Below are 24898 nucleotides of genomic sequence, written 5' to 3' on the forward strand. Positions count from 1 at the left end.
ACTATACTTGACGCGGCTCGTAATCTGCTGGATCGCTCCAATGGTGCGGCTGGTCTGATGTTAATTGCAGATATGCAAGGTGAGGTTATTGTTGATACAGAGAATCAGGGTTTTAATTCACTGACCGGCCCCTGGCGCGCTGTCGTCAATCAGGCAGTACTTCATCCCGATGGTTTGGCCGACGGTGTACTGATGGTTGGTAGTATGCCTTATCTGATAACGGTCAGCCCGCTTTTTTTGCCCACACCAGTGGCCTGGATTTTCGCCGGATTCCCGCTGGACAATAACTTTGTCTCCCTGATAGAACAAAGTACTGCCTCAGATATTTCAATCATCCAGTCGCAACTGCAGGAATCTGGTGCCAGGACGACGAGTGTCGTCGCCTCGAGTTTTGCGTCAAATCAGGTTCAGCAAGAATTGTCAGTGCAGCTGGATCTCAGTGACTCGACTGAGACCCAGCGTATTGCTCTGCAAGGCGAAACTTATGGCACCCGATTCCGGCAGATCAACGCTGACGATATTGGGGATGATCGGGTCTATGCGGTTATTCAGCGCTCCTATCGCGAGAATGAGGAAAATCTTGCAGTACTAAGACAGCGTTTATTGGATTTCGCCATCGCGGTTATCTGCCTCTGCCTTGTTGCAGTAATATTGCTGGCTCGCAGTTTCTCAAAACCTATAATGCGTATCGCAGATCGGGTTGTGCAGATACAACGTGGTGACTATGGGAGTCATCAGTCTTTGCCAGTGGTGACAAGCGGGGATGAGTTAGGGAGTCTTGCTGTTGCAGTCGAAAATATGTCAAGAGGTCTCGCTGAGAAAGAAAAGGTACGTGACCTGTTGGGAAAAGTTGTTTCAGATCGCGTAGCAAACGAGTTGTTGCGGAAGAAGCCTGAGCTTGGCGGAGAAGAGAGAGTGGTCAGTATACTTTTCGCAGATATAACAGGTTTTACAAATCTCAGTGAAAAATTGCCCCCCGAGCAAGTGTTGTCAATCCTCAACACTTGTCTTGAAAAACTTTGCCAAATTATCGAAAAAAACAATGGCGTCGTTGATAAATTTACTGGAGATGGGGTAATGGCGGTTTTTGGTGCTCCCATTGAATATCCGGATGATTGTCTGAATGCGGTTAAAACGGCGGCTGAAATACGGGCCAGTCTGCCCCTGATCAATAGGTTGCTTACAGAGCAGAGGGTTAATCTGGACCTGAGGGTCGGAGTACATTCTGGAAAAGTGGTAGCCGGCAATACCGGTTCGTCTTCAAGACTTAATTACACAGTAATTGGTGATGCGGTTAATCTGGCAGCCAGAATTGAATCTATGACGCGCACTTACAAAGTCGGCGCACTGGTCAGTGCAGACTCTAAACACACGCTGGGTTCCGCTGAGTCCCTGTTTGTCTGGCGTGAGGTCGATTGGGTAAAAGTCAAGGGACGAGAATCAGCAGTGACTCTTTATGAACTTGCAGGGCTGCGCACGGATGTCAGTGATGAAGATCTGGTGCGTATTGAAAGCTTTCATGAAGCGCTTGGATATTACAGGTCAGGTTATTGGGATGCTGCGCTTGATATTTTCGAGAGACTGAATCGTGATGACAAAGAGGCCATTGTGGATGTATTCATTAGCCGTATCCAGAGATTAAATGGATTGCCTCCAGCTGACTGGAACGGTGTCTATGCTCACCAAGACATTTTGTAGATAAGCAGGCAATGACTCACAGCGTTTCATATTTTGATTCAGCAACCTCAAGCCGGATTGCCCTGATTAATCCAACGAAGTATCTGGGGAATTTGCTGTTGGCCGGGCAGTTCATTCAAACTCTTTCAGAATGGTGTGAAAACAACAATGCGCAACTGCTTCTTGTGGTTGATCAGCAGTTTCAATCGTTACTCGCGATGGTGCCACTTTCCGGGAATACGCAGCTGATTTTCTATCCAAGGGCTGCCCTGCAAAATGGAAGCATACTTTCGAGGGTGCAAAAATGGTTTGCTTGTGTGTGGAGTATTCGCAACTTCCAGGCTGATCTTGCCTTTCACCTCGAAGAAGATTCAGTGTCTGTAAGACTGACCCGGTTATCGGGTGCGAAACGAAAGGTCAACAGTGCCGCGTCTCGCTCCGGCTCTGGCTTTGATGTTAGATTACAGGTAGAGCGTGCTCAGCGTCCGGCTGGGGAGCGCTCCATCTGGTATGTATTCAGAGAAATCTTTGAAAAGTTACAACTTCCGGTTCCGTCAGACCATGCGTATATCAGTTTTGGTGTAAAACCCAGAGCTGACTTGAGCAAATTGCCATCGGTGCTCTCCGCTCCCCTGGCGGATCCCAGGCCCAAGGTGGTTGTCCATGCCGGAGCCGGTAAACTCTATAAAAAGTGGCCTGTTTCCCATTATTCCGATTTGTGCAGGGATCTTCTCGATGGGGGGTTTATAGTTTTTCTGATCGGTCATGGTGCTGATGACGAAGAGACCAATTCGAGTATTATCAGCAATCTCCCTGATTCCGCCGATTGCTATAATCTGAGCGGACAGTTTGATCTTTCCCGGCTCGCCGGTCTGATTGTTCAGTGCCAGTTGATGGTTGGAAATGACAGCGGACCATCTCACCTTGGTTCTGCGCTGGGCGTGCCAGGTGTGGTAATCTTTGGGCCAACCGAGATCGAGATCTGGCGGCCATTAGGGAAGAAAACCCGGGTTTTGAGCAACAAGACAGTATGCCGTCCTGACTGCAGTCGACATCACTGCGCGATTGGATACGGCTGCCTGAGAGGTATTTCTCCCCGGAAAGTCTATACCGAGTTGGTGGATCTATATGGCAATCGCTGATTTGAAAAAAACTGTCAAGGAGTGAGTCAGGTGGCTGATATTAAACGTATTATGGTAACCGGTGGGGCGGGTTTTATCGGTTCCGCTGTTGTCAGGTATATTCTCAACAACACAGAGGATCAGGTTCTTAACGTCGACAAGTTGACCTATGCAGGCAATCTCGATTCTCTGCAGAGCGTCAGCCAGCATAGAAATTACCAGTTTGCTAAAGCGGACATTTGTGACCGACAGGCTGTTGATGGGCTGTTTAGTGAATTCAGGCCGCATGCCGTCATGCATCTTGCTGCCGAGAGTCATGTGGACCGATCGATTGATGGGCCTGCGGCGTTTATCGAAACCAATATCGTCGGCACATACACGCTTTTAGAGGCCTGTCGCGCATATTGGCAAACGCTTTCGGATAGGGATCAGTCCGATTTCCGCTTTCACCATATCTCGACCGATGAGGTCTATGGCGATCTGGATGGTCCGGAGTCGTTGTTTGTGGAGACGACTCCCTATGCGCCCAGTTCCCCATACTCAGCCAGCAAAGCCAGCTCGGACCATCTTGTCAGGGCCTGGAGTCGCACCTACGGTTTGCCGGCGGTGGTAACCAATTGCTCAAATAACTATGGGCCTTATCATTTCCCCGAGAAGTTGATTCCCCATATTATTCTCAATGCAATTCACGGCAAGCCCCTGCCAGTTTACGGCGACGGTCGTCAGGTCCGCGACTGGCTGTATGTAGACGATCACGCCCGGGCACTATATCTGGTTATGCGCAAGGGGCGGGTTGGGGATACCTACAATATTGGCGGCCACAATGAAAAGCAGAATATCGACGTCGTAAAGGCTATCTGCAGCCTGCTCGATGAAATGCATCCGGAATCGCCCGTTGTACCCCACGAAAACTTGATCAGATTTGTCAAAGATCGCCCTGGCCACGACAAACGATATGCAATTGATGCCAGTAAAATGCAAAATGAATTGGGTTGGGCTCCCGAGGAAACATTTGCAACGGGTTTGCGGAAAACTGTCCAGTGGTATCTGGATAATCGGGTGTGGTGGCAACGTGTGCTAAATGGGAATTATCAACTGACACGACTCGGCGAAGGCGAGATCGATCACGTATAATGCAGGTTTTTAATTGACGACCCGACCAGAGGATTTCTCATGATTTATCAAGGCTCAGCCATACAGGTATCACGACTGGAGTCAGGTATAGCCCGGCTCTGCTTCGATTTGCCTGGTTCGGCAGTCAATGTTTTTAATGAATTGATGCTGAGCGAGCTGGCTCAGGCGGTGACTGCGATAGCGGCGAGCGATGTAAAAGGTCTTATCTGTGTCAGTGCCAAATCCTCATATGTGGTTGGCGCCGATATAAAGGAATTTACAGCTAAATTTAAACTGTCTGAGGCTGAACTCCTGGATTGGGCAGATAAAACCAACCGGATCTTTAATGCACTCGAGGATCTGCCCATCCCGACTGTATCAGCGATTAATGGTATGGCGCTGGGTGGTGGTCTGGAGGTTTGCCTGGCAACTGATTTCCGGGTCGCTGTAGAGCAGGCCATGCTTGGCTTCCCGGAGGTGAACCTGGGTATATGCCCGGGATTTGGTGGGACGGTGAGAGCTCCGCGTCTCATGAACGCGGATAATGCCATAGACCTGATCAGGACAGGTCGACCGCTGAGCGCCGGGCAGGCACTTGAGCAGGGGATAGTCGACAGTGTCGTGTCGGCTGACGTGCTGGAAGAGGCTGCTGAAGATCTTGTGCAACAGGCGTTGAGCGGTGAGCTGGATATGACAGAGCGTCGCGCCCAGAAAACCGGCGCGCTGGCGATGAGTCCCGCCAGTATTGAAAAAGTATTCTCGGCTGGATTGGCTCGCACAAACAAAGATGCAGGGCCTCATTATCCAGCCGCACCGACCGCGGTAGATGCCATGTGGCAGGCAGCTGATAAATCGAGGGCTGCGGCGCTCAAGCTTGAGAATGAGGCGTTTGTGGCGTTGGCCAGAGGGCAGGTGGCCGGTAATCTGGTGCAGCTGTTCCTCAATGAACAGTTCCTTAAATCTGTGGCGAAAAAGCAATCGGCCGATGCTGGTAAAATTCAGCAGAGCGCCGTGATGGGCGCCGGCATTATGGGCGGCGGCATTGCTTACCAATCCGCGTTGCGCGGTGTGCCTATTGTTATGAAAGATATAGCGCAACAAGGCCTGGATCTTGGGTTGGGTGAAGCGGGCAAACTACTGCGCAAACAGGTTGAAAGGGGCCGAATGAGTCAGGAAGCCGCGGATCGTGTCTTGACGTCAATTTCTGCAACGCTGGATTATGATCAATTCAAGCAGGTAGATTTTGTTGTAGAGGCTGTGGTTGAGAATGTTGCGGTCAAAAAAGCTGTGCTTGCAGAAGTTGAAAACGTTGTGCGCCCAGAAACGGTGCTGACTTCAAATACCTCCACTATCTCAATCACTCGCCTGGCAGAGGATCTGCAAAGGCCTGAAAATTTCTGTGGCATGCACTTTTTTAATCCGGTGCCATTAATGCCATTGGTCGAAGTTATCCGGGGTCAAAAAACAGGCAAACATGCCATTGCAAATACGGTGGCCTATGCCCAGAAACTCGGTAAAACGCCGATTGTCGTTAATGACTGCCCCGGCTTTTTGGTCAATCGTATCCTGTTTCCTTATTTTGGTGCTTTCTGTCAGCTCCTTAGCGAAGGCGCGGATTTTCGGGACATTGATCGTGTGATGGAACAATTTGGCTGGCCTATGGGTCCTGCCTATTTGCTGGATGTGGTGGGCATAGACACAGCGTCGCATTGCATGAAGGTCATGGCAGAGGGATTCCCTGATCGCATGAAGTACAGCTTTCGAACGGCTGTCGATCATCTCTATGAGGCCGGCAGCTATGGACAGAAAAACGGCAAAGGGTTCTATCAGTATGAGGCGAACGCTAGCGGACGTCCGGTCAAACAATTTGACGAATCGATACTGGATCAATTAAGGCCCTTGCAGGTCTCCCTGAGAACTTTCAGCGATGATGAAATACGCGAACGAATGATGCTTGCTCTGTGTCTGGAAGCCGTGCGTTGTCTGGAGGACAATATCGTCAGTTCTGCGGCCGAAGTTGATATGGGTCTGCTTCTGGGGCTGGGTTACCCCCGTTTCAGGGGCGGTGCGTTGCGCTATATTGATAATTACGGCTTGCCCGAATTCTGTGCCATGGCTGATAAGTATGCCGATCTGGGCGCCTTGTATCATCCCACGGCTGGCTTGCGAGAAATGGCCGCAGCCGACAAAACATTTTATTGAGATTGGTTGTTGTGGACGTATTATTCAGTAATGCATCGCCCTCTGCGGAGGATAAATCGTCAGACAAAAAGCTGAATCGGGCACGCAAGAGTCTGCGGCGTGATGTTGGTCGGGCTATTGCCGACTACAATATGATTGAAGATGGCGACCTCATCATGGTCTGTCTGAGTGGTGGAAAAGACTCCTACACAATGCTGGATGTATTGCTGCACCTTCAGAAACATGCCCCGATTGATTTCCGGATAAAGGTTGTCAACCTTGACCAGAAACAGCCGGGATTCCCGGAACACGTGTTACCTGACTACCTGGATAAACTGGGTGTTGATTATTTCATTATCGAACAGGATACGTTTTCCATCGTCAAGGAGAAGACTCCGGAAGGCAAAACTTACTGTGGGTTGTGTTCACGCCTGAGAAGAGGCAACCTGTATAGCTACGCGCGGCAGATAGGAGCTAATAAAATCGCGCTCGGACACCACCGTGACGATATTGTGGAAACATTGTTCCTGAATATGTTTTTTGGCGCGAAACTCAAGGCAATGCCACCCAAGCTGCTAAGTGATGACAAGCAAAACATTGTTATTCGGCCACTTGCTTACGTGGCCGAAAAAGACATTGAGCGTTATGCCAGGCTCAGGGGGTTTCCCATAATCCCCTGCAATCTCTGCGGCACCCAGGACAACATGCAGCGCCAGGAAATGAAGGCTATGCTTCAGGGCTGGGAGAAAAAGTGGCCAGGGCGGATTGATAATATATTCAGAAGCATCTGTAATGTTGAACCTTCACAGCTGGCGGATACCAAGCTTTTTCCGTTCCGGGATCTTAAACAGGAAGTCAGCGATAAAACTCGTATCAATGTCGTGAATGTCGCCTGAGTATGCGCATCCCTTGGCAGTCATTGGCGGATGAGACGCTGACCGCACTTATAGAGGAGTTCGTATCTCGTGAAGGTACTGATTATGGCCAGCATGAGTACACTCTGGAAGAAAAAGTCAGTCACGTACGCAGGCAACTGAAATGCGGAGATGCCGAGATCGATTTTGATGTCGAGAGCAGCACCTGTAATATCGTGGCTGTTACAAAATAGAACGCAGGAGAGATGAATCGGATGTCCGAGTCGATCAGTGTCGACGTCAGTGTAGATGCCAGGGGACTTTTTTGTCCCGAACCGGTAATGATGTTGCACAGTCATTTCAGAGACATGTCGGGAGGACAGGTGCTTGAGCTGATTGCCACTGACCCGTCGACGACGCGTGATGTACCCAGATTCTGTCAGTTTCTAGGTCACGAGCTGCTCCGTCAGACCGAGTCAGAGGGTGAATTTCACTATCTCCTGAGAAAATGTGAATGAAGGAATCGTTGTATCTGATAGATGCCTCGATTTATGTGTTTCAAGCGCATTTCTCACCTTATCAGCAGTCTTTTTCAATTACGGGACACGATCGTAGCGCTTTTGTGGGGTTTTCTCGATTTCTGTTGAGACTACTGCATAGCATCAGACAGGAGTCAAAAAATTCTTCGGTTGCAGTAGCGTTTGATGAAAGCCTGTTTAGTGGATTCAGGCATCAGTTGTACCAGGACTACAAATCCAACCGGGTATTGCCCGACGAGAATCTGTCACTGCAGTTAAAAGCCTGCCAACAACTCTGCAACGTGCTTGGGGCCAAATCGTTTGCCAGCCAGGCGTATGAAGCGGATGACATTATAGGTACACTCAAGCGACGCGTTGCCGGCCCGTCAGCAGTAAAAATTGTCAGTCGCGACAAGGATCTGGCTCAGTTACTCAGCAATGAGAGTGATCGCCTGGTCGATATGCAATCCCGCATGTCCCGGTCGCGGGTCGATATTTTTGAGCAGTACGGGATTTGGCCAGAGCAGTTTCCTTGCTATCTGGGGTTGGTAGGAGATGCTGTGGACTGTATTCCCGGCGTCCCGGGCATTGGGCCGGTGACAGCAAGGAGTCTGTTATCACACTTTGTCAACCTGGATGATCTGTATGGTCGTCTGAGTGAAATCCCGAACCTGAAATTTCGCGGTGCGGGAAGGTGTGGTGATAAACTGCAGCAATACGAAGAGCAGGCGCTTCTTAGCCGGACACTGGCCCGCATATGCGATACGGCTGACGAGCCATTCGCAGCCCTGAGTGCCGAACACTTGCTGCTGGAGTCCGGGAATGACACTGCGTTTCGTGAATTGCTGCGGGACATGGAACTGGACGAATATACTTATAATAGTCTGGTGAGTCAGGCATCTTTATGAAGATAGTGGCAGATCAGAATATTCTGGCTATCGATACCTGGAAAATGGATCATCACGAGTTGCACCTCGTAGCAGGTCGAGAAATTAGTCCTGCGCATGTCAAAGATGCAGATGCTTTGTTGGTGCGGTCTATTACGCGGGTTGATCGTGAGTTGCTCCGGGATAGCCGGGTCAGATTTGTCGGGACTGCTACCAGTGGTACTGATCATCTGGATCTGGAATGGCTTGCATCCAAAGGCATTAAGGTTGCGGATGCCGCCGGATCAAATGCCAATTCGGTAGCGGAGTATGTTATTGCCTGTCTTGCGGAGCTGATTCGTACCCATGATGTGGACGTATGGCAGAAGACTATCGCTATTGTGGGTGCGGGGCATGTTGGTTCCGCACTCGGTCAGCGACTGCACAATATGGGAATGAAGTGTGTTGCCTGTGACCCGCATCAACAGCTTTTAAAACAGCTTGACTATGTCTCACTGCATGATGCTCTGCAGGCTGACATTGTCTGCCTGCATACTCCCCTGGTCGAAAATGGCAAACATCCTACCCGTTATATGATCAACAAAGAGCGGCTGGCAAACATGCGTAAAGATGCCGTGCTCATTAATGCAGGGCGCGGTGAAGTCGTCAATAATGCGCAGCTCTTGCAACACTTGCGGTGCCATGACTCCTTTTTGGCCATGCTGGATGTCTGGGAGAATGAACCCTCGCCCGATTCTGAATTGCTGGAACAGGTTTTTGTGGGCACACCGCATATAGCGGGATACAGCGTTGAGGCAAAACTTGCAGCTAGTCGCTGTATTGTAGATGCGCTGTGCCAGGCTTTCGCGTTGGATAATTCATTTGTCGGCTCACCGGCGCATTTGCCGCGGCTGGTGCAGGATATAACGCACACAGAGTTGCAACAGACCGATCAGCAGATATTTGCGGAACTGATTAACCAGTGTTTGTCGCTGTCTAACTTGACACAATCGTTTCGCAGAGCGAATAAGAAGGCGGATCCAGAAAAAGTGTCGCAAGGTAAGGTATTTGACAAGCTCAGAAAGCAGTTGGCAGAGCGCCGCGAGTTTTCAGCATGTCATGTCCAGGCTGCCGCTGTGACACCACAGGTGGCGTCCTGGTTACATTCAGCGGGATTCGTACTGCAGGCCTGATTAATAGAGGCGTGACCATTTCGCCAGGAATTTCTCAAACTTCGTGACGGCCTGTTGCAGGACATCGACAGTTGGCAAAAATACGATACGTAAATGATGTGTATCCTGAATATTAAACGCGCTGCCTTGTACCAACAGAATTTTCTCCCGTTCCAATAGCTCCAGAATAAACTGCTGATCATCAACGATGTTGTAACGTGATGGATCCAGTCGCGGGAACATGTATATGGCGCCTTTGGGTTTAACACAAGAAACACCTGGGATTTGCGTGAGCGCATTATAGGCAGTGTCACGCTGATCGCGAAGCCGGCCTCCGGGGATGATCAGCTCGTTAATACTCTGATAGCCGCCCAGGGCGGTCTGTACGGCATATTGCGCAGGTACATTGGCGCAAAGGCGCATGTTGGAAAGTATTTCCAGGCCTTCAATGTAGCCGGCAGCCCGTTCCCGGGCGCCACTGAGAATCATCCACCCGGAGCGAAAACCTGCCAGGCGGTAAGATTTTGACAGTCCGTTGAAAGTCACAATAAACAGATCATCGCACAGCGAGGCGATCGGAGTATGCACGGCATCATCGTACAGGATCTTGCTGTAAATTTCGTCAGCAAATAAGATCAGCTGATGCTTTCTGGCGACCCGTATCAATTCCATCAATAATTCCGGACTGTAAACTGCTCCGGTTGGATTATTAGGGTTGATCAGCACGAGCGCGCGGGTCCGCGAGGTAATTTTCTTCTCGATATCGTCGATATCCGGATACCAGTCGCTTTGTTCATCACAGATATAATGCACCGGATTACCACCTGCCAAACTGACAGCAGCAGTCCACAGCGGGTAGTCAGGAGCGGGTACCAGAACTTCATCATTGTTGTTCAACAAGGCCTGCATGGACATGACGATCAGTTCACTGACGCCGTTGCCAAGGTAGATGTCGTCGATATCAACCCCGTCTATGCCGATTTTCTGGCATTCCTGCATAATGGCCTTGCGGGCTGAAAAGAGTCCTTTGGAGTCGCTGTAGCCCTGCGCGTTGGAAAGATTGCGGATTACATCCTGAATGATCTCGTCAGGCGCTTCAAATCCGAAGGGGGCCGGGTTGCCAATATTCAGCTTAAGAATTCGATTGCCTTCTTCCTCAAGCTGTTTGGCAACTTCCAGGACGGGGCCCCGAATGTCGTAACAAACTTTGGCCAGCTTCTCCGATTGTCCAATCATATCCATAGTCAGGTATCCGGGGTGTGCGATAATGGCGGATATTGTAAACTGACATCAGAAAAATGATAGGGGCGCTTTGCCCAACGCGCTGATTGAATGTGATTATGCAGATAATTTTTAGCAGGTGATAAAACTATGAGTCAGAAAGTGTCGGAGAATAGAGACGCACTCAAGCAATCGTTGGACGAGGAAACTTACCGCATTGTCTGCGACTGTGGAACCGAGCCGGCCTTTACCGGTAAGTATTGGGATTGCAAAACGCCAGGTGTCTATCATTGTGTTGTTTGTCAGCAGGCTTTATTTGACTCGGATACCAAATATGATTCTGGCTCGGGCTGGCCCAGTTATTTTCAGCCTGTTACCGAGTCTGCGGTCAAAGAACAGCAGGATATCAGCCTTGGTATGGTCAGGACTGAAATCCTGTGCGGCAACTGTGAGGCGCATTTGGGGCATGTATTCCCCGATGGGCCGCCGCCTACAGGTCTTCGATACTGCATAAATTCAGCTGCATTGAACCTGCAGGCTCGTTGAGTTGATCAGGGGGCGGATGATTCGCTTTGTCTTTGGCCTGGTCATTGCGCCCTGGGTGTCAACGGTGGCTTATGCCGCGGAGTCAGACGAATCCAGCTTGTCTCATACCACTTCGGCTGGCATCTATTACAGTCGCGGCACTTATGGTGAACAACAAGCCACACGAATTCGTTATTCGCCGGTATCACATGAAGTTTCGTCAGGTCCGTGGCGTGCGAAAGCGACACTGTCCCGGGTGGAGATAGCCGGCCCAGGGAATGTACTGGTTAACGTGGGCAATATCGGTCGCGCCGGGGAAGGGGCAGGATCAGAGTCCGGCGCTGGCGATGTGCTGCTGAATCTGACTTACGAAGTGCCGACGATCTCGAATCGACTGCCTTTTTTCGATATCGGTGTTGAAATCAAAATTCCGACGGCCGATGAGAACAGGGGGCTGGGTACGGGCAAAGTGGATAGCAGCATGCAGCTGGATTTCTTTCAGACGGTTGGCAATATTACTTTGTTTGGCACCGCAGCATGGAAGTACAGGCAGTCATCGGAATTTTTCCCGCAACTTCGCAATTCCTGGCTGCTGTCGGCAGGTGCCTCGATACCGCTGACTGACTCTACTCAGGTCGGTTTTTTTTATGACTACCAGCAGGCCGTATCTGATTTTAGTGGTGCAACCCGGGAGTGGGTGCCGTATGTGAACTGGAGATTGAGTGATCGTTGGAGCCTGATGTTGTATGCGGTCAAAGGTTTTACCGACGACAGCGCAGACCGGGCAGCAGGTATGCAGCTCGGATTGCGCTGGTAAGGTGCTCAGATTCGCATGGGCTGAGGGCGCGGCGGTTTGATTGAGGCCCTGTCCACAGCAGGCCGCATGCGCTGAAAAGGAGGTAATTCTGGCCGACTGATGCGCTCGGGAGTATCGCGCCGCAGTTCTTCGTTTGTCTGGTCGGGCGCTTGTTGGCCTTCCGGTTCATTCATCCCGTCAGTATCCGGGCTGTTCGCCAGCTCTGGAACACTCAGAGGCGGCAGATCATTCTGCTCAGGCTCATGATTCAAGTATTCAGCATCGACAGATTCGGTTGCAGGCCGTTGATTCTGCTGGGCCAGAGACTCGGTCAGAGTCTCCACAAGCGGAGGCATCTCAGGTATGGTGGCCTGAATTTCGAGCGATGCTTCTTCTATCATGGTACTGTCCTGACGGTTCGCCAGCTCTATTATTCGGCGGGTTTCCGGCGCGATGAGGTTGTCGTTCGCCAAATCCTGGATGCGTAGTGCATCACTATCAGTAGCGACAGGCATTGCTGGCTGAGTAAACGGATCGACAGGAGGATTCCTTTGCAGTTCAATCAGGGGCTGCATTTCTTCAGGAATGTCTGCCGTTTCGAGTTCACGCGGAAACCAGGGGGCGGGCCATTCCGCCTGCGGGCCATCTACGCTGTCACCCTGTTGGACTTCCTGTTGGCTGCTGTCTCCCAGATAAGGTACCGGGCCGCCAGTGCCGCCGAACCCGCTATCACCAAAGCTGCCGGATTTGCCCGTGCCGCCCATGCCGCTACCCTGGTCGTCACCACCGCCGCCGCGGATCAGGCCCAGACTCTGCGTAGCAATGATGAGACTGCACAGGAACATGGCCGCTGCAACCAGAAGTGCAATCGGGTATTGTCGCAATGCAAGAATGGCTTTAGGCATGATCTCCGTCCCCGACCTTCTGGTCGTGCAGATCATTGTAATGGAATATGCCGAAATTCATACGATAATTTGCATTATCGCCCTGGTCGCGCTGCTGCAGAGTCAGGGCGCGGTGGTTGACCTTGAGCAGGGCCTCCATGCCGAGCTGACGGGCGAGATCTGAGATTTCTTCAACGGATTCGGCGCTCAGTTGATCATAATAAACAGTCCGGTCAAAGAACGGGGGCTGTTTCCCCAGCAGGTTGTGCGTGCCAGCACTGATATGATCGTGCAGGGATTTGCCAAAAAAGAAGGCTTTTTCATCAAATCCTTTTTCTGGCGTGAAAGCACCGGTGTTGAGGCTGATGCGGTCGTCGGTATTAACCTGAGCGACCCCCAGACGCAACCATTCGTCAAGAATGACTCGTGGCCGTATATCCTTTCGACAAACGCGTTCCACCAACTCTTCGAAGGATGGTGTATTGTCTCCTGAAGTCATTGGTAATGCGACTGGATGTCCGCCTGCGTCGCAGTATCTGTCGGATCCTGTCCAGATTGCGATCAGTTGGGCACCTACGGATATGTTTGCCGGAACAGATGTCAGAGGTTGCTTTTCTTCCCTAAGACGTTTGACGTCTTTTCGGTGCACTCCGGTGAGCATGGTGATTCGGCTGTCAGACTGTCGTTTGCCGTGGACAGAGAATTCCTGCTCAGCGACTTCTACATAAAGCCGCTTTAATACGTTGATCAACATGGGGTAGGTGATCTGAAAGGATAGCATTAGTCGAACCAGTGGTCTCAAAACCTTAACGATGGCAGCAAGCAGCCTGGGTGGTGGCTGACCCATTGTCTGCTCTTTACTCTGGTCGATGGTTTGCTTGTCCATGGTTTCAGTATACATCAGGTGGGAATTGTTCCCACAACTATTTGAATCCCACTTGACGTGGGAATAATTCCCACCTAACATAAGTCTATTGTCATCAGGACATGGATTATGTTGCTTAAAGTTCGACAGACAGGTTTGACTGAACGGCCGTCACTTGCGGGTGATACATGGCCGGGAGAGCCACTGCGGACGCTTACTTTGAGTGATGGGCGTGTCATCGCCTGGTCAGAGTTCGGTAATCGGCATGGATATCCGGTACTCTACTTCCCGAGTCAGGGGGGGAGTCGTCTGGAAGCGCTGTTATTGCATGAAGCAGCCCTGTCTGCCGGATTCAGACTGATCAGTATGGATCGACCCGGTGTCGGATGCTCCGGCTTCAGAAAAATTAACGGGCATTCAGAACTGAATAACGACGTACAATTCCTGCTGGAATTTCTGGGCATTAGTGAGCTGGGCTTGATGGCCTGGGCTGGCGGCAGTCCCTACGCGCTTGCACTTGCATCTGAGTGCGATAAAGGCTCCCGTCGCGTTGGGTTTGTCAATCTGCTTTCTCCGTTCCCGGTCATGCCGCAATCTGAATCGCGCGTTTCAAGAGCTCTGTTGTTCCTGCTAAGAATTGTCATTCGCCTGCGCTATTTCGGGGCAGGAAGAAAGCCAGCCGGCTTTCTTGCACTGGTGCGCGAACAGATGTGTCTCTCTGACCAGAAGTTGTTCGACAGCCCGCGTATAAATCAAATATTAACGCGTGATGCGCAGGAGGCGGTCCGGCAGGGTGTTCGTGGCGTGGCCGCTGACTGCACTATGAGCTTCCGGAAATGGGATTTTGACCCGGCCACGATCAGTGCGCCTGTGCATTTGTGGCAGGGTGGTGCTGATAATTTATCCGTGCCGTACTCGGCGCTTCGACTTCAGTCAATACTGCCGGGAGCTGACCTGCACACTGTATCGCGTCAAGGGCACCTGTTTTTCACAGTAGCGGCTGACGACATTTTCCGGCAGTGCCGTCAAATCCTTCGCGCAGAAACAGCTACGGCTGCTATCTAGAGTCCCGACCCATCAGTGCACTGATGCGGAAATGCGGTTTGATACTACTCAAAGCTTTCTGTTGCTGCTCAGCCAGCTCGCGGACAAAACGTGTGAGCATCAGTTCAGCTTCGTCCCGATATCGAAATGGGCCAACATCTCTGCCTTCCCGCGTTTTGAAATACCAGAGACCAGACTGATTGAAGAGTCGATCACTGCGCACATGGTCGGCGGAACCACGGTCGGTGGCGCGCATTGGCTGGCTTATGTCGGATCCGTGTTTGAATTCATGGTTAAAAGACATGGTGACTCTCCGGATAGGCTTTCAGTTCTTTTTAGTATCATGTTCAGTAGACCACGATTTGAGATAAAAATATCCCCCTTGTTCAGAAAAAATAATATTCAGCGTACTGATCGCCAAAAGGTGCTTGCATTGATTATTTATTGAATAAAGCTTGGTGATGTGGGACAATCGCGCTCTTCAAAATACCCTGGTTTCCACTTAAGCTATTGAAAAGCTTGATGGAAATCGTATTAGCTGGCCCATAAATACCGTTGACACTGACCGGGCGTGATGGGCGCGCCGGTTTGCGAGGAAATTTCATGCAAGTTTCGATTGAAACCACCACTGGATTAGAGCGCCGGATGACTGTGACAGTACCGGCAGCGGAAGTAGAAAACGCGGTAGCAGCCCGTCTGAATGAGGCCGCCAAAACTGTTCGGATCAACGGTTTCCGCAAGGGCAAAGTGCCCATGAAGGTCATCAAAAACCGCTTTGGTGCTGGCGTCCGTCAGGAAGTTGTCGGTGATGTGATGAGTCGCAGCTACTATGCCGCGCTCAATGAGCAGGGTGTCAAACCTGCCGGTCAGCCAAAGATTGAACCCAAGACCCTGGATGAAGGCAAGGATCTCGAGTTTGTGGCATTGTTCGAGGTTTACCCGGAGGTAGAGCTGGCCGATTTCGGGGCGATCAAGGCTGAAAAGCTGGTTGCCGAGGTGACCGATAAAGACGTCGACAATATGATCGAAAACCTGCGCAAACAACGCCAGGGCTGGAAGGAAGTAAAGCGCCAGGCGCGTAATGATGACCAACTGAATATCGATTTTGTCGGTACGATTGACGGTGAAGAGTTCCAGGGTGGTTCTGCAAAAAACACCAATCTGGTTCTGGGTTCGGGTCGTATGATCGAAGGTTTTGAGAAAGGTCTGTTGAAGGCCAAAGCCGGTGATGAAGTTGTACTGGATCTTGTTTTCCCGGAGGACTATCGCAGCGCCGACGTGGCCGGTAAGCCGGTTCAGTTCAAAGTGAACGTGAACAGTGTCTCGGCTCCGGAACTGCCTGAGTTGAATGACGAGTTTTTCGCAGCGTTTGGCGTCAATGAAGGCGGCGAGGCTGGTTTTCGCAGTGAAGTCAAAGCCAATATGGAGCGAGAACTGCGCAAGGCCAGTAAAAATCGGCTGAAGACCGGTTTGATGGACATTCTGCTGGAGCAGAATCCGGTTGACGTGCCGGTAGCTCTGGTTAATGCTGAAATCAATGTGCTGCGTCAACAGGCATTGCAGCAGTTTGGCGCAGGGGCAAAGAATCTGGATCCGGGTCTGTTGCCTGATGAGCTCTTCCGGGAGCAGGCAGATAAGCGTGTAAAATTGGGCCTGATACTTGGAGAAGTGATCAAGCAGCAATCGATGCGCGCAGATGCCGCCAAGGTGCGTGAAGCCATTGAAGACATAGCCATGACTTATGAGCAGCCAGAAGAAGTAATCAACTGGTATTATGGCAATAAGGAGCAGCTCGAAGCTGTTGAGTCAGCAGTCCTGGAAGATCAGGTGTTTGATCTGATCGTCGAGAAAGCTGATGTCAAAGAGAAAAAAGTCAGCTACGAAGAGCTGACTCGTCCTGCACAGGACGCAACGGCAGAAAAAGATCATAAAGAAAAGCCGAAAAAAACCGCTAAAAAGAAAGCGGCTGCCAAAAAAGATAACGATAGCCAATAAAGGTCTGGTTAATGCCGAATAATGCAGCAGTTTCAGGCGATAGCATGCTGGCCATGATAGAAGCCAATCTGGTTCCCATGGTGGTTGAACAAAGTGCCCGTGGCGAGCGTGCGTATGACATATACTCACGCCTGCTGAAAGAGAGAGTGATCTTTCTGGTGGGTCCGGTTGAAGATCACATGGCCAACTTGGTGGTCGCCCAGCTGCTGTTTCTTGAGTCGGAAAATCCGGACAAGGATATACATCTCTATATCAACTCTCCGGGAGGCGCGGTAACAGCTGGATTGTCCATTTATGACACCATGCAGTTCATCATGCCTGATGTAAGCACCATGTGTATCGGACAGGCGGCCAGTATGGGAGCCTTTCTTTTGACGGGCGGGGCGCCTGGTAAGCGGTTCGCGCTGCCCAACTCGCGCATGATGATTCATCAGCCCAGCGGTGGTGCGCAGGGGCAGGCCTCAGATATCGAGATTCAGGCCAATGAAATTCTGAAGATGCGTCAACAGCTTAACAAGATCATGGCGCATCACACAGGTCGGCCGCTGGAAGAAATTGCGCGCGACACTGAACGTGATAATTTCATGAATGCGGAAGAAGCGGTGGCCTACGGTCTGATTGACAAAGTGATATCGCGCAGGGCAGTCTAGAGCTCTGGCAGTTGATTTAAGGGTTTTTGCATGGCAGATGATCGCTACAGTAAGGGTGACGACAATGGCAAGCTGCTGTATTGCTCGTTTTGCGGCAAGAGTCAGCATGAGGTTCGCAAGCTGATCGCTGGCCCTTCAGTTTTTGTGTGCGACGAATGTGTGGATCTGTGTAACGATATTATTCGTGAGGAGATCCAGGAAAAAGAGGCGGAAGCCGGCCGCAAAAAGCTGCCCGCACCTGAAGAAATCAAAAGCACACTGGATGATTATGTCATCGGGCAGGAGCGTGCTAAAAAGGTCCTTTCCGTTGCCGTATACAACCACTACAAACGTCTGGGTTACGAAAGCCGTGGCAACGATGTAGAACTTGGCAAAAGCAACATTCTGATGATTGGGCCGACCGGTACAGGTAAGACCCTGTTAGCTGAAACACTTGCCCGTCTGCTGGATGTGCCATTCACGATCGCCGATGCGACCACACTGACCGAAGCAGGGTACGTGGGTGAGGATGTCGAGAACATTATTCAGAAGCTTCTGCAAAAATGTGACTATGACGTTGAAAAGGCTCAAATAGGCATTGTTTATATCGACGAGATCGACAAGATTTCCCGTAAGTCTGATAACCCCTCGATTACGCGCGACGTGTCGGGAGAGGGTGTGCAGCAGGCCCTGCTGAAGTTGATCGAAGGAACCGTTGCGTCGGTGCCGCCGCAGGGTGGGCGAAAGCACCCACAGCAGGAATTCCTGCAGGTAGATACCTCTAATATCCTGTTTATCTGTGGTGGGGCGTTTGCCGGTCTGGACAAGATTATCCGAGACCGTTCCGAAAAAAGTGGCATTGGCTTTAATGCCGAAGTGCGCAGCAAGGACGAAAACAAACTGGCGGGCGAAGCTTTCCGGAATGTCGAGCCTGAAGACCTCGTCAAGTTTGGATTGATTCCCGAATTTGTTGGTCGCTTGCCCATGATCGCGACGCTTGAAGAGCTCGACCTTGACGCTCTTGTCCGAATCCTTAAAGAACCCCGGAATTCACTGGTCAAACAGTACTCCAAACTGTTCGAAATGGAAGATGTTGAAATTCAGTTCAGGGACGATGCACTGGAAGCCGTGGCAAAGAAGGCCAAGCAGAGAAAAACCGGGGCCCGAGGGCTTCGCTCTATAATGGAAAACGTCCTGCTCGACACCATGTACAAGATTCCATCCATGAGCAACGTTGCCAAGGTCGTCATTGATGCAGCAGTGATCAGGGGCGAGTCTGAGCCACTGTTGATGTATGAAACCGAGCCAGAGCAGGCTGCTGGCAGTAAAACGGCGGACTGATCCGGTGCGCCGTTGTTTTAATCCCATTTTGTTTTTCTCAGCCCTGATATACTCTTGAAATAGTTACTTGCAGGCCTCACATTAGAGTCCTGACAGTCAAATTTCTATCGACGAGAGAATTTATGGGCGACGTATCAGATAACCCTGCAACACTGAATTCCAGTCTGCCACTGTTGCCGTTGCGCGACGTGGTTGTTTATCCGCAAATTGTTCAGCCTTTGTTTGTTGGCCGGCCCCGATCTATTCGGGCGCTGGAGATGGCAATGCACAGCCACAAGCAGGTTTTGCTGGTTGCCCAGAAAAATGCATCAGATGACGACCCCGGTATCAGGGATATATTTTCTGTTGGTACGATTGCCACCATCCTGCAGCTCATTCGCCTGCCAGATGGCACGGTTAAAGTATTGGTCGAAGGTGTTACCCGCGCTCGCATCAAGTCTGTCGAGCTGGAAGACGACTACTTTCAGAGTGAGGTGACCCCCCTCCACTCGGAAGCGCTCCCTGACAAGCAGGGCCAACTTCTGCTGCGTTCTTTGATGTCTCAATTCGAGCAGTATGTGCAACTCAGTCGCAAAATACCTCCAGAGGTTATGAGTTCCATTTCCGGCATCGAAGATCCGGGTCGTATGGTTGATACCATCGCCTCTCATATGTCTCTGCAGTTACAGGAAAAACAGAATTTGCTGGAGCTGGTCAGCCTGCAGTCCCGTATCGAGCATCTGATGGGCCTTATCGAGGCAGAGATTGATCTGTTTCAGGTTGAGAAGCGCATTCGCGGTCGCGTCAAAAAGCAAATGGAGAAAAGTCAGCGCGAGTACTACCTGAATGAGCAAATGAAGGCTATCCAGAAAGAAATGGGGGAGCTTGAAGATGGCCCCAATGAAGCTGAAGAACTCAAGAACCGCATTGAAAAGTCGGGTATGCCCAAAGACGCCAAGGACAAAGCCCTGGCTGAGTGGAATAAACTCAAGATGATGTCACCGATGTCGTCAGAGGCGTCGGTGGTGCGCACCTACCTGGACTGGATGGTAAATGTACCGTGGAAAAAGCGGAGCAAAATCAGTCTCGAGCTGGACAAAGCCGAGAAAATTCTGGATGCCGATCACTATGGGCTTGAAGAGGTAAAAGAGCGAATTCTGGAGTACCTGGCAGTACAGAAACGTGTGCGCAAACTCAAGGGACCGATTTTGTGTCTTGTTGGTCCGCCCGGCGTTGGCAAGACTTCACTTGGTGAGTCCATTGCGCGCGCAACCAACCGTAAATTTGTTCGAATGGCACTGGGTGGTGTCAGGGATGAGGCTGAGATAAGGGGGCATCGTCGCACTTATATCGGCTCACTGCCAGGCAAACTGTTACAAAAGCTGTCCAAGGTGGGCGTGAAAAATCCGCTCTTCCTGTTGGATGAAATCGATAAAATGGGCATGGATCACCGCGGGGACCCGGCGTCTGCCTTGCTCGAAGTGCTGGATCCTGAGCAGAACAAAGCTTTTAATGACCATTATCTGGAAGTGGACTTTGATCTGTCTGAGGTCATGTTTGTCTGTACCTCTAATACCATGAATATCCCCGGGCCGCTGCTGGATCGTATGGAAATTATCCGGTTACCCGGTTACACCGAGGCAGAAAAAACCAGTATTGCTTCCCGCTACCTGTTACCCAAGCAACTCGAAGCCAATGGGCTGGCCAAAGATGAGCTAGAGGTTCCACAGGAAACGATTCGAGATTTGATTCGTTATTACACCCGGGAAGCTGGTGTGAGGGGGCTTGAGCGAGAAATAGCCAAACTCTGTCGAAAGGTGGTCAAGAAGGCTGCTCTCGAAGGCAGTTCGCGAGGCAGGCCAAAGACGCTGGTACTGACCCCGGATATGCTGGAAGAGTATTCAGGTGTCCGCAAATTTGACTATGGGCGCGCTGAGGAGCAGAACCGCGTCGGACAGGTAAACGGTCTGGCATGGACACAGGTCGGGGGTGAGTTACTTACCATCGAGGCTGTGGCGGTCGAAGGCAAGGGCAAGACTGTCAAAACCGGCTCGCTTGGCGATGTGATGCAGGAGTCCATACAGGCGGCTTTGACGGTGGTGAGAAGCCGTTCAGCAATACTGGGCTTAAAGCCGAACTTCCACGAATCCGTTGATCTTCATATCCATGTGCCGGAGGGTGCGACCCCTAAAGATGGCCCCAGTGCGGGTATTGGAATGTGCACGGCGCTGGTATCGGTGCTGACGGGAATACCGGTGCGTGCTGATGTGGCGATGACAGGTGAGATCACCTTGCGTGGCCAGGTGCTGCGCATCGGTGGGCTGAAGGAAAAGTTGCTGGCAGCTCATCGGGGCAATATCAAAACTGTCATCATCCCGGCGGATAATGAGCGTGACCTGAAAGAAATACCGGATAATATCAAAGCTGATTTGTCGATCCATCCGGTACAGAGTATTGACCAGGTGCTCGAGTTGGCGCTGGAAAGAATGCCATCACCGTTACCACCGCCCGAGGGCTTGATTGATGAGCATGCGGCTGCAAAAGACAAAAATGTTGTCAGTACGCATTGAGTATAGTGTTTTATGTTGACATTCATTTCTGGCAATTGGTATAAAGTCACGGTTGTTGCGGCCTCTGAGCCGCACGTCGCCTGAGATGAAGGCATATCTGCCGACCGGGTGGCCGGGTAGATTGCGGTGTAACTTGTTATCGCCCGATGGGAAGTTAATCGGGTGCCGGACTCAATCCTAATCTTCATAAACAGCTACAAAAAAAGGGGATATCGTGAATAAATCAGAATTGATCGAAGCCGTTGCAGCCAGCGCCGACTTGCCAAAAGCAGCTGCAGCTCGTGCCATTGATGCCATGATCGACAGCGTGACAGAAGCGTTGCAGAAAAGCGAGCCTGTGGTCTTGGTCGGGTTTGGTACGTTTGCCACCAAGGATCGCGCTGCCCGGACTGGTCGCAATCCACAAACCGGTGCGACCATTGAGATCAAAGCGGCCAAGGTGCCGAGCTTTAAACCAGGCAAAGCGCTGAAAGACGCTGTTAATGCCTGAGTCTGATCTGACCTGATTACGCCAGCCTGGCGTAAAATTTGTGGGTCGGGCACCGTGCCTTGCTGCAACGGTGCCGCAGAGGGCGCATCTTTGATGCGCCCTTTTAGTTTAACTGTTTAAATTCAGGATCTTGTATGCTGCAGACTATCAGAGACAACTCCCAGGGCGTTGTTGCCAAAATCATCATCGGTTTTATTATCGGTATATTCGCATTATTTGGCGCCGAATCTATCGTGGGTGGTTTCTTCAGCAGTAACAACGTCACCTCCGTAAACGGAGAGGATATTACCGAGCAGGAGCTGGCGGTCAGTATTCAGAACCTGATGGCATCGATCGGGGCTAACGTTCAGGATTTTGATGAAGAATTACTACGTGAAATTGCATTGGGGCAGTTGATTGAAGACAAGCTCCTGCTGCAAGCTGCGCGCGAGTCAGGGATGGTCATTTCCGATGACTCACTGGACAGAGAAATTCTCAGGACACCGCAGTTTCAGCTAGGCGGTGTTTTTGATAACGATCTGGCCAGGCGTACCATGGCCGCACAGGGTTATACTCCGCAACTATACCGCGCGGAGTTGGCCGAAAGGATGTTGATGGGGCAGCTTGCAAACGCTTATGCGGCGACAGCCTTTGTGACCGATGCAGATCTGCAGCGGGTAGCCGAACTTCAGACACAAACTCGTGACTTCCGTTTTCTGTCTATACCGCTTGGGAACCGTACTCTTGGTGAGGCCGTTAACCCTGAGGATATTCAGGCTTATTACGATAATAACCCTGCAGAATTTACAACACCCGAACAAGTGTCTCTCGATTACGTGATCCTGGATAAAGAGCAGATTTTTAACGAAGTTGAGGTCGACGAGCAGCGCGTTCGACAACAATATGAGACAGAGCGTTCGGAAGCTGTATCCAGCGTAGAGCGCCGGGTTTCACATATTCTTTTTGACCCATCGGCAGACGGTGAGCAGGCTGCCATAACACAAGCAGCGGCAGTGCGGGAGCGTCTGGACGCAGGAGAGGATTTCGGTGAGCTGGCCCGGGAGTTCTCCATTGATGATGTGTCAGCTCAGGATGACGGGGATATCGGTTATACAGATGGCAGCGTGTTCCCGCCAGAAATGGAGTCCGCACTTGCTGAACTCGAAGTGGGGCAGGTTTCTGAACCGGTCGTGTCTGAGTTTGGTGTACACCTTTTGAAATTGACCGAATACGATGTGCAGGAATTTCCGGAGTTTGACGAAGTGGCTGAGCGCATTGAGCGCGAACTGAAACAGGCTGAGGTTGATCAGCTTTATTTCAGTCGTCTTGAAACGCTGGCCAATCTCGCTTTTGAGACATTTGATCTACAGGCAATCAATGAAGAGCTGGGGCTTCCTGTTCAAACAACCGAGTTTTTCGGTACGGCAGGCGGAACCGGTGTGGTCAGTTCCAATCCGGCGGTCCTGGATGCAGCATTCTCAGAAGATATACTGGAGCAGGATCTAAATAGCGATGTCATCGAGTTAAACGACTCCCGTGCCGTCGTGGTGCATTTAAATGACTACAGACCGGCAGCTCTGCAGCCACTTGATGAAGTGCGGGCAGATATTGCAGTAGCGCTCAGAACGGACATGGAACGCGCGCGAGCGCGAGCCATCGGTGAGCAGATTCTTGAGCGACTGGCTAATGGTGAGTCTGTCGACGATATGTTGAGCGCCGAGTCGATTGCCTGGGATACGCGTCAAAATATCAATCGTAACCAGTTTGACATGAATACTGAGATTGTACGTAACGCATTCAGTATGTCCGCCCCAGCCGAGTCTGATTCTGGCAGTTCGCTGCAAGGCTTTCAGCTTAACAATGGTGCGTTTGTCATTATCGATTTACAGGCCGTTAACCCGGGAAGTCTGGAAGCCCTCCCTGAGGGTCAGCGTCAACAATTGGCAGCTGGGCTTATGGAGAGTCGGGGGCGCAATACATTTGATGGCTTGATGAGTAATCTACAGAGAACGGCTGACATTCGATAAGGCGCGAATAAACCCGGATTTTCTTGCCAAGAATTGCCGGGTTTGCTAGTTTTCACCTGCTAAGTTTTGGCTGTTTTGTCCGTCAGTCGGATTATTGACAGCATATTGACGTTTTTGTCATTCAGGCAGATCGCTGACACAATTTGCTGTAATTTGTTATCAGATTGGTGCAGCCAAGTGGTCTGTTCCGGAGTTAAAATCCGGTATAAGAAATTGGTCAGATTGGGTGGTGTCGTTTTAAGTTACCATCCTGAGGCGCCTTAATAATGAAACATTTTACAGCTCTGTTGGTCATTCTGGCCGTTCTCTGGTGGATACTGTCGGGTTACACCAAAGTATTGCTTATATCTCTTGGTACAGTCTCTGTTCTGTTTACGACCTGGCTCGCGATTCGCATGGACGTAGTTGATGACGAGAGTCATCCTCTTCATCTGAGCGGCAAACTGGTTCGCTACTGGGCCTATCTGTTATGGCAAATCGTTATTGCCAACTTCCAGACCATCAAGATAATCCTGAGCGTGCGTCCTGATATTGATCCCCGTATCGTAAAAACCAGAATTACTCAGGACAGTGCACTGGGACGCGTGGTTCTGGGTAACTCTGTTACGCTGACGCCCGGTACGGTGACCCTGGAAATTGCCGGTGATGAGATCGAGGCTCATGCTATAAACCAGGCTGCGGCTGATGGTGTAACGCAGGGTGATATGGATCGTCGTGTTCCCCAAGGAATTGAGGTTAAATCATGATTCTGGCTGCTGCCGCAATTGCGATATTGGTGACCATGACGCTCGCCATGATCAGGGCTTTTTTGGGTCCGACGATTTACGACCGGATGCTGGCGGTCAATATGTTTGGCACCAAAACGGTTATGTTAATCTCCCTGATTGCCGCTTTGGCAGGTCGAGGCGATTATCTGGATATAGCGCTGGTTTACGCCATGATTAACTTCATTGCCATGATTGCCGTGATGAAGTTTTTTGAATACGGCAACCTTGGTCATTCAGGTCAGGATGCCCTGACTGCCGACCAGTCTGACAGTCCCAAGGAGTAA

23 protein-coding genes and 1 pseudogene are annotated in these 24898 nt (G+C 50.9%); 20 read left to right on the forward strand and 4 right to left on the reverse strand.

The window, feature by feature from the left end; genetic code table 11:
- The first annotated feature begins 57 nt into the window (after window positions 1-57).
- From PS2015_RS07050 to PS2015_RS07090, 9 genes are read left to right on the forward strand one after another with little or no spacing between them, the layout of a single operon-like run.
- On the forward strand, window positions 58-1698 hold the full coding sequence (locus PS2015_RS07050) for an adenylate/guanylate cyclase domain-containing protein (protein WP_237113404.1): 1641 nt from the start codon (window positions 58-60) through the stop codon (window positions 1696-1698).
- Between the two features lie 11 nt (window positions 1699-1709).
- A complete protein-coding gene (locus tag PS2015_RS07055) occupies window positions 1710-2819 on the forward strand; it encodes a glycosyltransferase family 9 protein (RefSeq protein ID WP_058021554.1) in 1110 nt (369 codons plus the stop codon).
- A 51-nt stretch (window positions 2820-2870) separates the two neighbouring features.
- Complete coding sequence (gene rfbB, locus PS2015_RS07060) at window positions 2871-3932, forward strand: dTDP-glucose 4,6-dehydratase (RefSeq protein ID WP_335338270.1); 1062 nt, start codon at window positions 2871-2873, stop codon at window positions 3930-3932.
- Between the two features lie 39 nt (window positions 3933-3971).
- A complete protein-coding gene (gene fadB / locus PS2015_RS07065; protein ID WP_058021555.1) occupies window positions 3972-6113 on the forward strand; it encodes a fatty acid oxidation complex subunit alpha FadB in 2142 nt (713 codons plus the stop codon).
- A gap of 11 nt (window positions 6114-6124) precedes the next feature.
- Window positions 6125-6988 carry a tRNA 2-thiocytidine(32) synthetase TtcA gene (gene ttcA / locus PS2015_RS07070; RefSeq protein ID WP_082628216.1) on the forward strand — a complete coding sequence of 288 codons (864 nt, stop codon included), beginning with the start codon at window positions 6125-6127 and terminating at the stop codon, window positions 6986-6988.
- A gap of 2 nt (window positions 6989-6990) precedes the next feature.
- Window positions 6991-7200 carry a YheU family protein gene (locus PS2015_RS07075; protein WP_058021556.1) on the forward strand — a complete coding sequence of 70 codons (210 nt, stop codon included), beginning with the start codon at window positions 6991-6993 and terminating at the stop codon, window positions 7198-7200.
- A 21-nt stretch (window positions 7201-7221) separates the two neighbouring features.
- Window positions 7222-7464 carry a sulfurtransferase TusA gene (tusA, locus tag PS2015_RS07080; protein ID WP_058021557.1) on the forward strand — a complete coding sequence of 81 codons (243 nt, stop codon included), beginning with the start codon at window positions 7222-7224 and terminating at the stop codon, window positions 7462-7464.
- Window positions 7461-8372: a 5'-3' exonuclease gene (locus PS2015_RS07085; RefSeq protein ID WP_058021558.1), complete on the forward strand. Its 912-nt coding sequence runs from the start codon at window positions 7461-7463 to the stop codon at window positions 8370-8372. The genes tusA and PS2015_RS07085 overlap by 4 nt, the downstream gene beginning before the upstream one ends.
- Window positions 8369-9523: a 4-phosphoerythronate dehydrogenase gene (locus tag PS2015_RS07090; protein WP_058021559.1), complete on the forward strand. Its 1155-nt coding sequence runs from the start codon at window positions 8369-8371 to the stop codon at window positions 9521-9523. Before PS2015_RS07085 ends, PS2015_RS07090 begins: the two co-directional genes overlap by 4 nt.
- Here the strand turns inward: PS2015_RS07090 and PS2015_RS07095 are convergent, their stop codons facing one another.
- Entirely contained in the window at window positions 9524-10738 is a 1215-nt protein-coding gene (locus PS2015_RS07095) for a pyridoxal phosphate-dependent aminotransferase (protein ID WP_335338271.1), read from the reverse strand. It abuts the gene before it with no gap.
- 135 nt (window positions 10739-10873) lie between these two features.
- On the opposite strand from PS2015_RS07095, the gene msrB reads away from it, so the two are divergent.
- The gene (gene msrB / locus PS2015_RS07100; protein WP_058021561.1) at window positions 10874-11269 is read left to right on the forward strand and encodes a peptide-methionine (R)-S-oxide reductase MsrB; all 396 of its coding nucleotides are present in this window, start codon (window positions 10874-10876) and stop codon (window positions 11267-11269) included.
- 16 nt (window positions 11270-11285) lie between these two features.
- Entirely contained in the window at window positions 11286-12065 is a 780-nt protein-coding gene (locus PS2015_RS07105) for a transporter (RefSeq protein ID WP_058021562.1), read from the forward strand.
- Window positions 12066-12070: 5 nt separating this feature from the next.
- On the opposite strand, the gene PS2015_RS07110 is transcribed toward PS2015_RS07105, so the two are convergent.
- Both PS2015_RS07110 and PS2015_RS07115 read right to left on the reverse strand, forming a co-directional pair.
- Window positions 12071-12949 carry a hypothetical protein gene (locus PS2015_RS07110; RefSeq protein WP_058021563.1) on the reverse strand — a complete coding sequence of 293 codons (879 nt, stop codon included), beginning with the start codon at window positions 12947-12949 and terminating at the stop codon, window positions 12071-12073.
- The gene (locus PS2015_RS07115) at window positions 12942-13829 is read right to left on the reverse strand and encodes a DUF6502 family protein (RefSeq protein WP_058021564.1); all 888 of its coding nucleotides are present in this window, start codon (window positions 13827-13829) and stop codon (window positions 12942-12944) included. Before PS2015_RS07115 ends, PS2015_RS07110 begins: the two co-directional genes overlap by 8 nt.
- A gap of 93 nt (window positions 13830-13922) precedes the next feature.
- On the opposite strand from PS2015_RS07115, the gene PS2015_RS07120 reads away from it, so the two are divergent.
- Window positions 13923-14858 (forward strand): alpha/beta fold hydrolase, encoded by a 936-nt coding sequence (locus tag PS2015_RS07120; RefSeq protein WP_058021565.1) that lies wholly within the window; start codon window positions 13923-13925, stop codon window positions 14856-14858.
- On the opposite strand, the gene PS2015_RS07125 is transcribed toward PS2015_RS07120, so the two are convergent.
- A complete protein-coding gene (locus PS2015_RS07125; RefSeq protein WP_058021566.1) occupies window positions 14851-15141 on the reverse strand; it encodes a DUF6316 family protein in 291 nt (96 codons plus the stop codon). The two genes, PS2015_RS07120 and PS2015_RS07125, sit on opposite strands and share 8 nt — an antisense overlap.
- Before the next feature lie 299 nt (window positions 15142-15440).
- On the opposite strand from PS2015_RS07125, the pseudogene tig reads away from it, so the two are divergent.
- The 8 genes and pseudogenes from tig to PS2015_RS07165 form a co-directional block, all read left to right on the forward strand.
- Window positions 15441-16757: pseudogene (gene tig / locus PS2015_RS07130) on the forward strand (trigger factor); the annotation flags it as partial.
- Window positions 16758-16876: 119 nt separating this feature from the next.
- Window positions 16877-17482: an ATP-dependent Clp endopeptidase proteolytic subunit ClpP gene (clpP, locus tag PS2015_RS07135; protein ID WP_058021567.1), complete on the forward strand. Its 606-nt coding sequence runs from the start codon at window positions 16877-16879 to the stop codon at window positions 17480-17482.
- A gap of 30 nt (window positions 17483-17512) precedes the next feature.
- Window positions 17513-18802, forward strand: coding sequence for an ATP-dependent Clp protease ATP-binding subunit ClpX (gene clpX, locus PS2015_RS07140; protein WP_058021568.1), 1290 nt, complete (start codon window positions 17513-17515; stop codon window positions 18800-18802).
- Between the two features lie 122 nt (window positions 18803-18924).
- Complete coding sequence (lon, locus tag PS2015_RS07145; protein WP_058021569.1) at window positions 18925-21351, forward strand: endopeptidase La; 2427 nt, start codon at window positions 18925-18927, stop codon at window positions 21349-21351.
- 214 nt (window positions 21352-21565) lie between these two features.
- Window positions 21566-21841: an HU family DNA-binding protein gene (locus tag PS2015_RS07150; RefSeq protein WP_058021570.1), complete on the forward strand. Its 276-nt coding sequence runs from the start codon at window positions 21566-21568 to the stop codon at window positions 21839-21841.
- A 134-nt stretch (window positions 21842-21975) separates the two neighbouring features.
- Window positions 21976-23847: a SurA N-terminal domain-containing protein gene (locus PS2015_RS07155; protein ID WP_058021571.1), complete on the forward strand. Its 1872-nt coding sequence runs from the start codon at window positions 21976-21978 to the stop codon at window positions 23845-23847.
- A gap of 266 nt (window positions 23848-24113) precedes the next feature.
- Window positions 24114-24593 carry a Na+/H+ antiporter subunit E gene (locus tag PS2015_RS07160; RefSeq protein WP_058021572.1) on the forward strand — a complete coding sequence of 160 codons (480 nt, stop codon included), beginning with the start codon at window positions 24114-24116 and terminating at the stop codon, window positions 24591-24593.
- The gene (locus tag PS2015_RS07165) at window positions 24590-24898 is read left to right on the forward strand and encodes an MrpF/PhaF family protein (protein WP_058021573.1); all 309 of its coding nucleotides are present in this window, start codon (window positions 24590-24592) and stop codon (window positions 24896-24898) included. The genes PS2015_RS07160 and PS2015_RS07165 overlap by 4 nt, the downstream gene beginning before the upstream one ends.

Source organism: Pseudohongiella spirulinae, assembly GCF_001444425.1.
In the GTDB taxonomy this organism is placed as follows: Bacteria; Pseudomonadota; Gammaproteobacteria; order Pseudomonadales; family Pseudohongiellaceae; genus Pseudohongiella; species Pseudohongiella spirulinae.

What these genes read in the sequence shown, in the direction of transcription:
- PS2015_RS07110 (WP_058021563.1), bottom strand. Translation starts at nt 12,949, where the DNA reads ATGCCTAAAGCCATTCTTGCATTGCGACAATACCCGATTGCACTTCTG.
- PS2015_RS07165 (WP_058021573.1), top strand. Translation starts at nt 24,590, where the DNA reads ATGATTCTGGCTGCTGCCGCAATTGCGATATTGGTGACCATGACGCTC.
- PS2015_RS07050 (WP_237113404.1), top strand. Translation starts at nt 58, where the DNA reads ATGTTAATTGCAGATATGCAAGGTGAGGTTATTGTTGATACAGAGAAT.
- fadB (WP_058021555.1), top strand. Translation starts at nt 3,972, where the DNA reads ATGATTTATCAAGGCTCAGCCATACAGGTATCACGACTGGAGTCAGGT.
- rfbB (WP_335338270.1), top strand. Translation starts at nt 2,871, where the DNA reads ATGGTAACCGGTGGGGCGGGTTTTATCGGTTCCGCTGTTGTCAGGTAT.
- PS2015_RS07125 (WP_058021566.1), bottom strand. Translation starts at nt 15,141, where the DNA reads ATGTCTTTTAACCATGAATTCAAACACGGATCCGACATAAGCCAGCCA.
- PS2015_RS07155 (WP_058021571.1), top strand. Translation starts at nt 21,976, where the DNA reads ATGCTGCAGACTATCAGAGACAACTCCCAGGGCGTTGTTGCCAAAATC.
- lon (WP_058021569.1), top strand. Translation starts at nt 18,925, where the DNA reads ATGGGCGACGTATCAGATAACCCTGCAACACTGAATTCCAGTCTGCCA.
- PS2015_RS07105 (WP_058021562.1), top strand. Translation starts at nt 11,286, where the DNA reads ATGATTCGCTTTGTCTTTGGCCTGGTCATTGCGCCCTGGGTGTCAACG.
- PS2015_RS07095 (WP_335338271.1), bottom strand. Translation starts at nt 10,738, where the DNA reads ATGATTGGACAATCGGAGAAGCTGGCCAAAGTTTGTTACGACATTCGG.
- PS2015_RS07160 (WP_058021572.1), top strand. Translation starts at nt 24,114, where the DNA reads ATGAAACATTTTACAGCTCTGTTGGTCATTCTGGCCGTTCTCTGGTGG.
- PS2015_RS07115 (WP_058021564.1), bottom strand. Translation starts at nt 13,829, where the DNA reads ATGTATACTGAAACCATGGACAAGCAAACCATCGACCAGAGTAAAGAG.
- msrB (WP_058021561.1), top strand. Translation starts at nt 10,874, where the DNA reads ATGAGTCAGAAAGTGTCGGAGAATAGAGACGCACTCAAGCAATCGTTG.
- PS2015_RS07090 (WP_058021559.1), top strand. Translation starts at nt 8,369, where the DNA reads ATGAAGATAGTGGCAGATCAGAATATTCTGGCTATCGATACCTGGAAA.
- PS2015_RS07055 (WP_058021554.1), top strand. Translation starts at nt 1,710, where the DNA reads ATGACTCACAGCGTTTCATATTTTGATTCAGCAACCTCAAGCCGGATT.
- PS2015_RS07120 (WP_058021565.1), top strand. Translation starts at nt 13,923, where the DNA reads ATGTTGCTTAAAGTTCGACAGACAGGTTTGACTGAACGGCCGTCACTT.
- clpP (WP_058021567.1), top strand. Translation starts at nt 16,877, where the DNA reads ATGCTGGCCATGATAGAAGCCAATCTGGTTCCCATGGTGGTTGAACAA.
- tusA (WP_058021557.1), top strand. Translation starts at nt 7,222, where the DNA reads ATGTCCGAGTCGATCAGTGTCGACGTCAGTGTAGATGCCAGGGGACTT.
- clpX (WP_058021568.1), top strand. Translation starts at nt 17,513, where the DNA reads ATGGCAGATGATCGCTACAGTAAGGGTGACGACAATGGCAAGCTGCTG.
- PS2015_RS07075 (WP_058021556.1), top strand. Translation starts at nt 6,991, where the DNA reads ATGCGCATCCCTTGGCAGTCATTGGCGGATGAGACGCTGACCGCACTT.
- PS2015_RS07085 (WP_058021558.1), top strand. Translation starts at nt 7,461, where the DNA reads ATGAAGGAATCGTTGTATCTGATAGATGCCTCGATTTATGTGTTTCAA.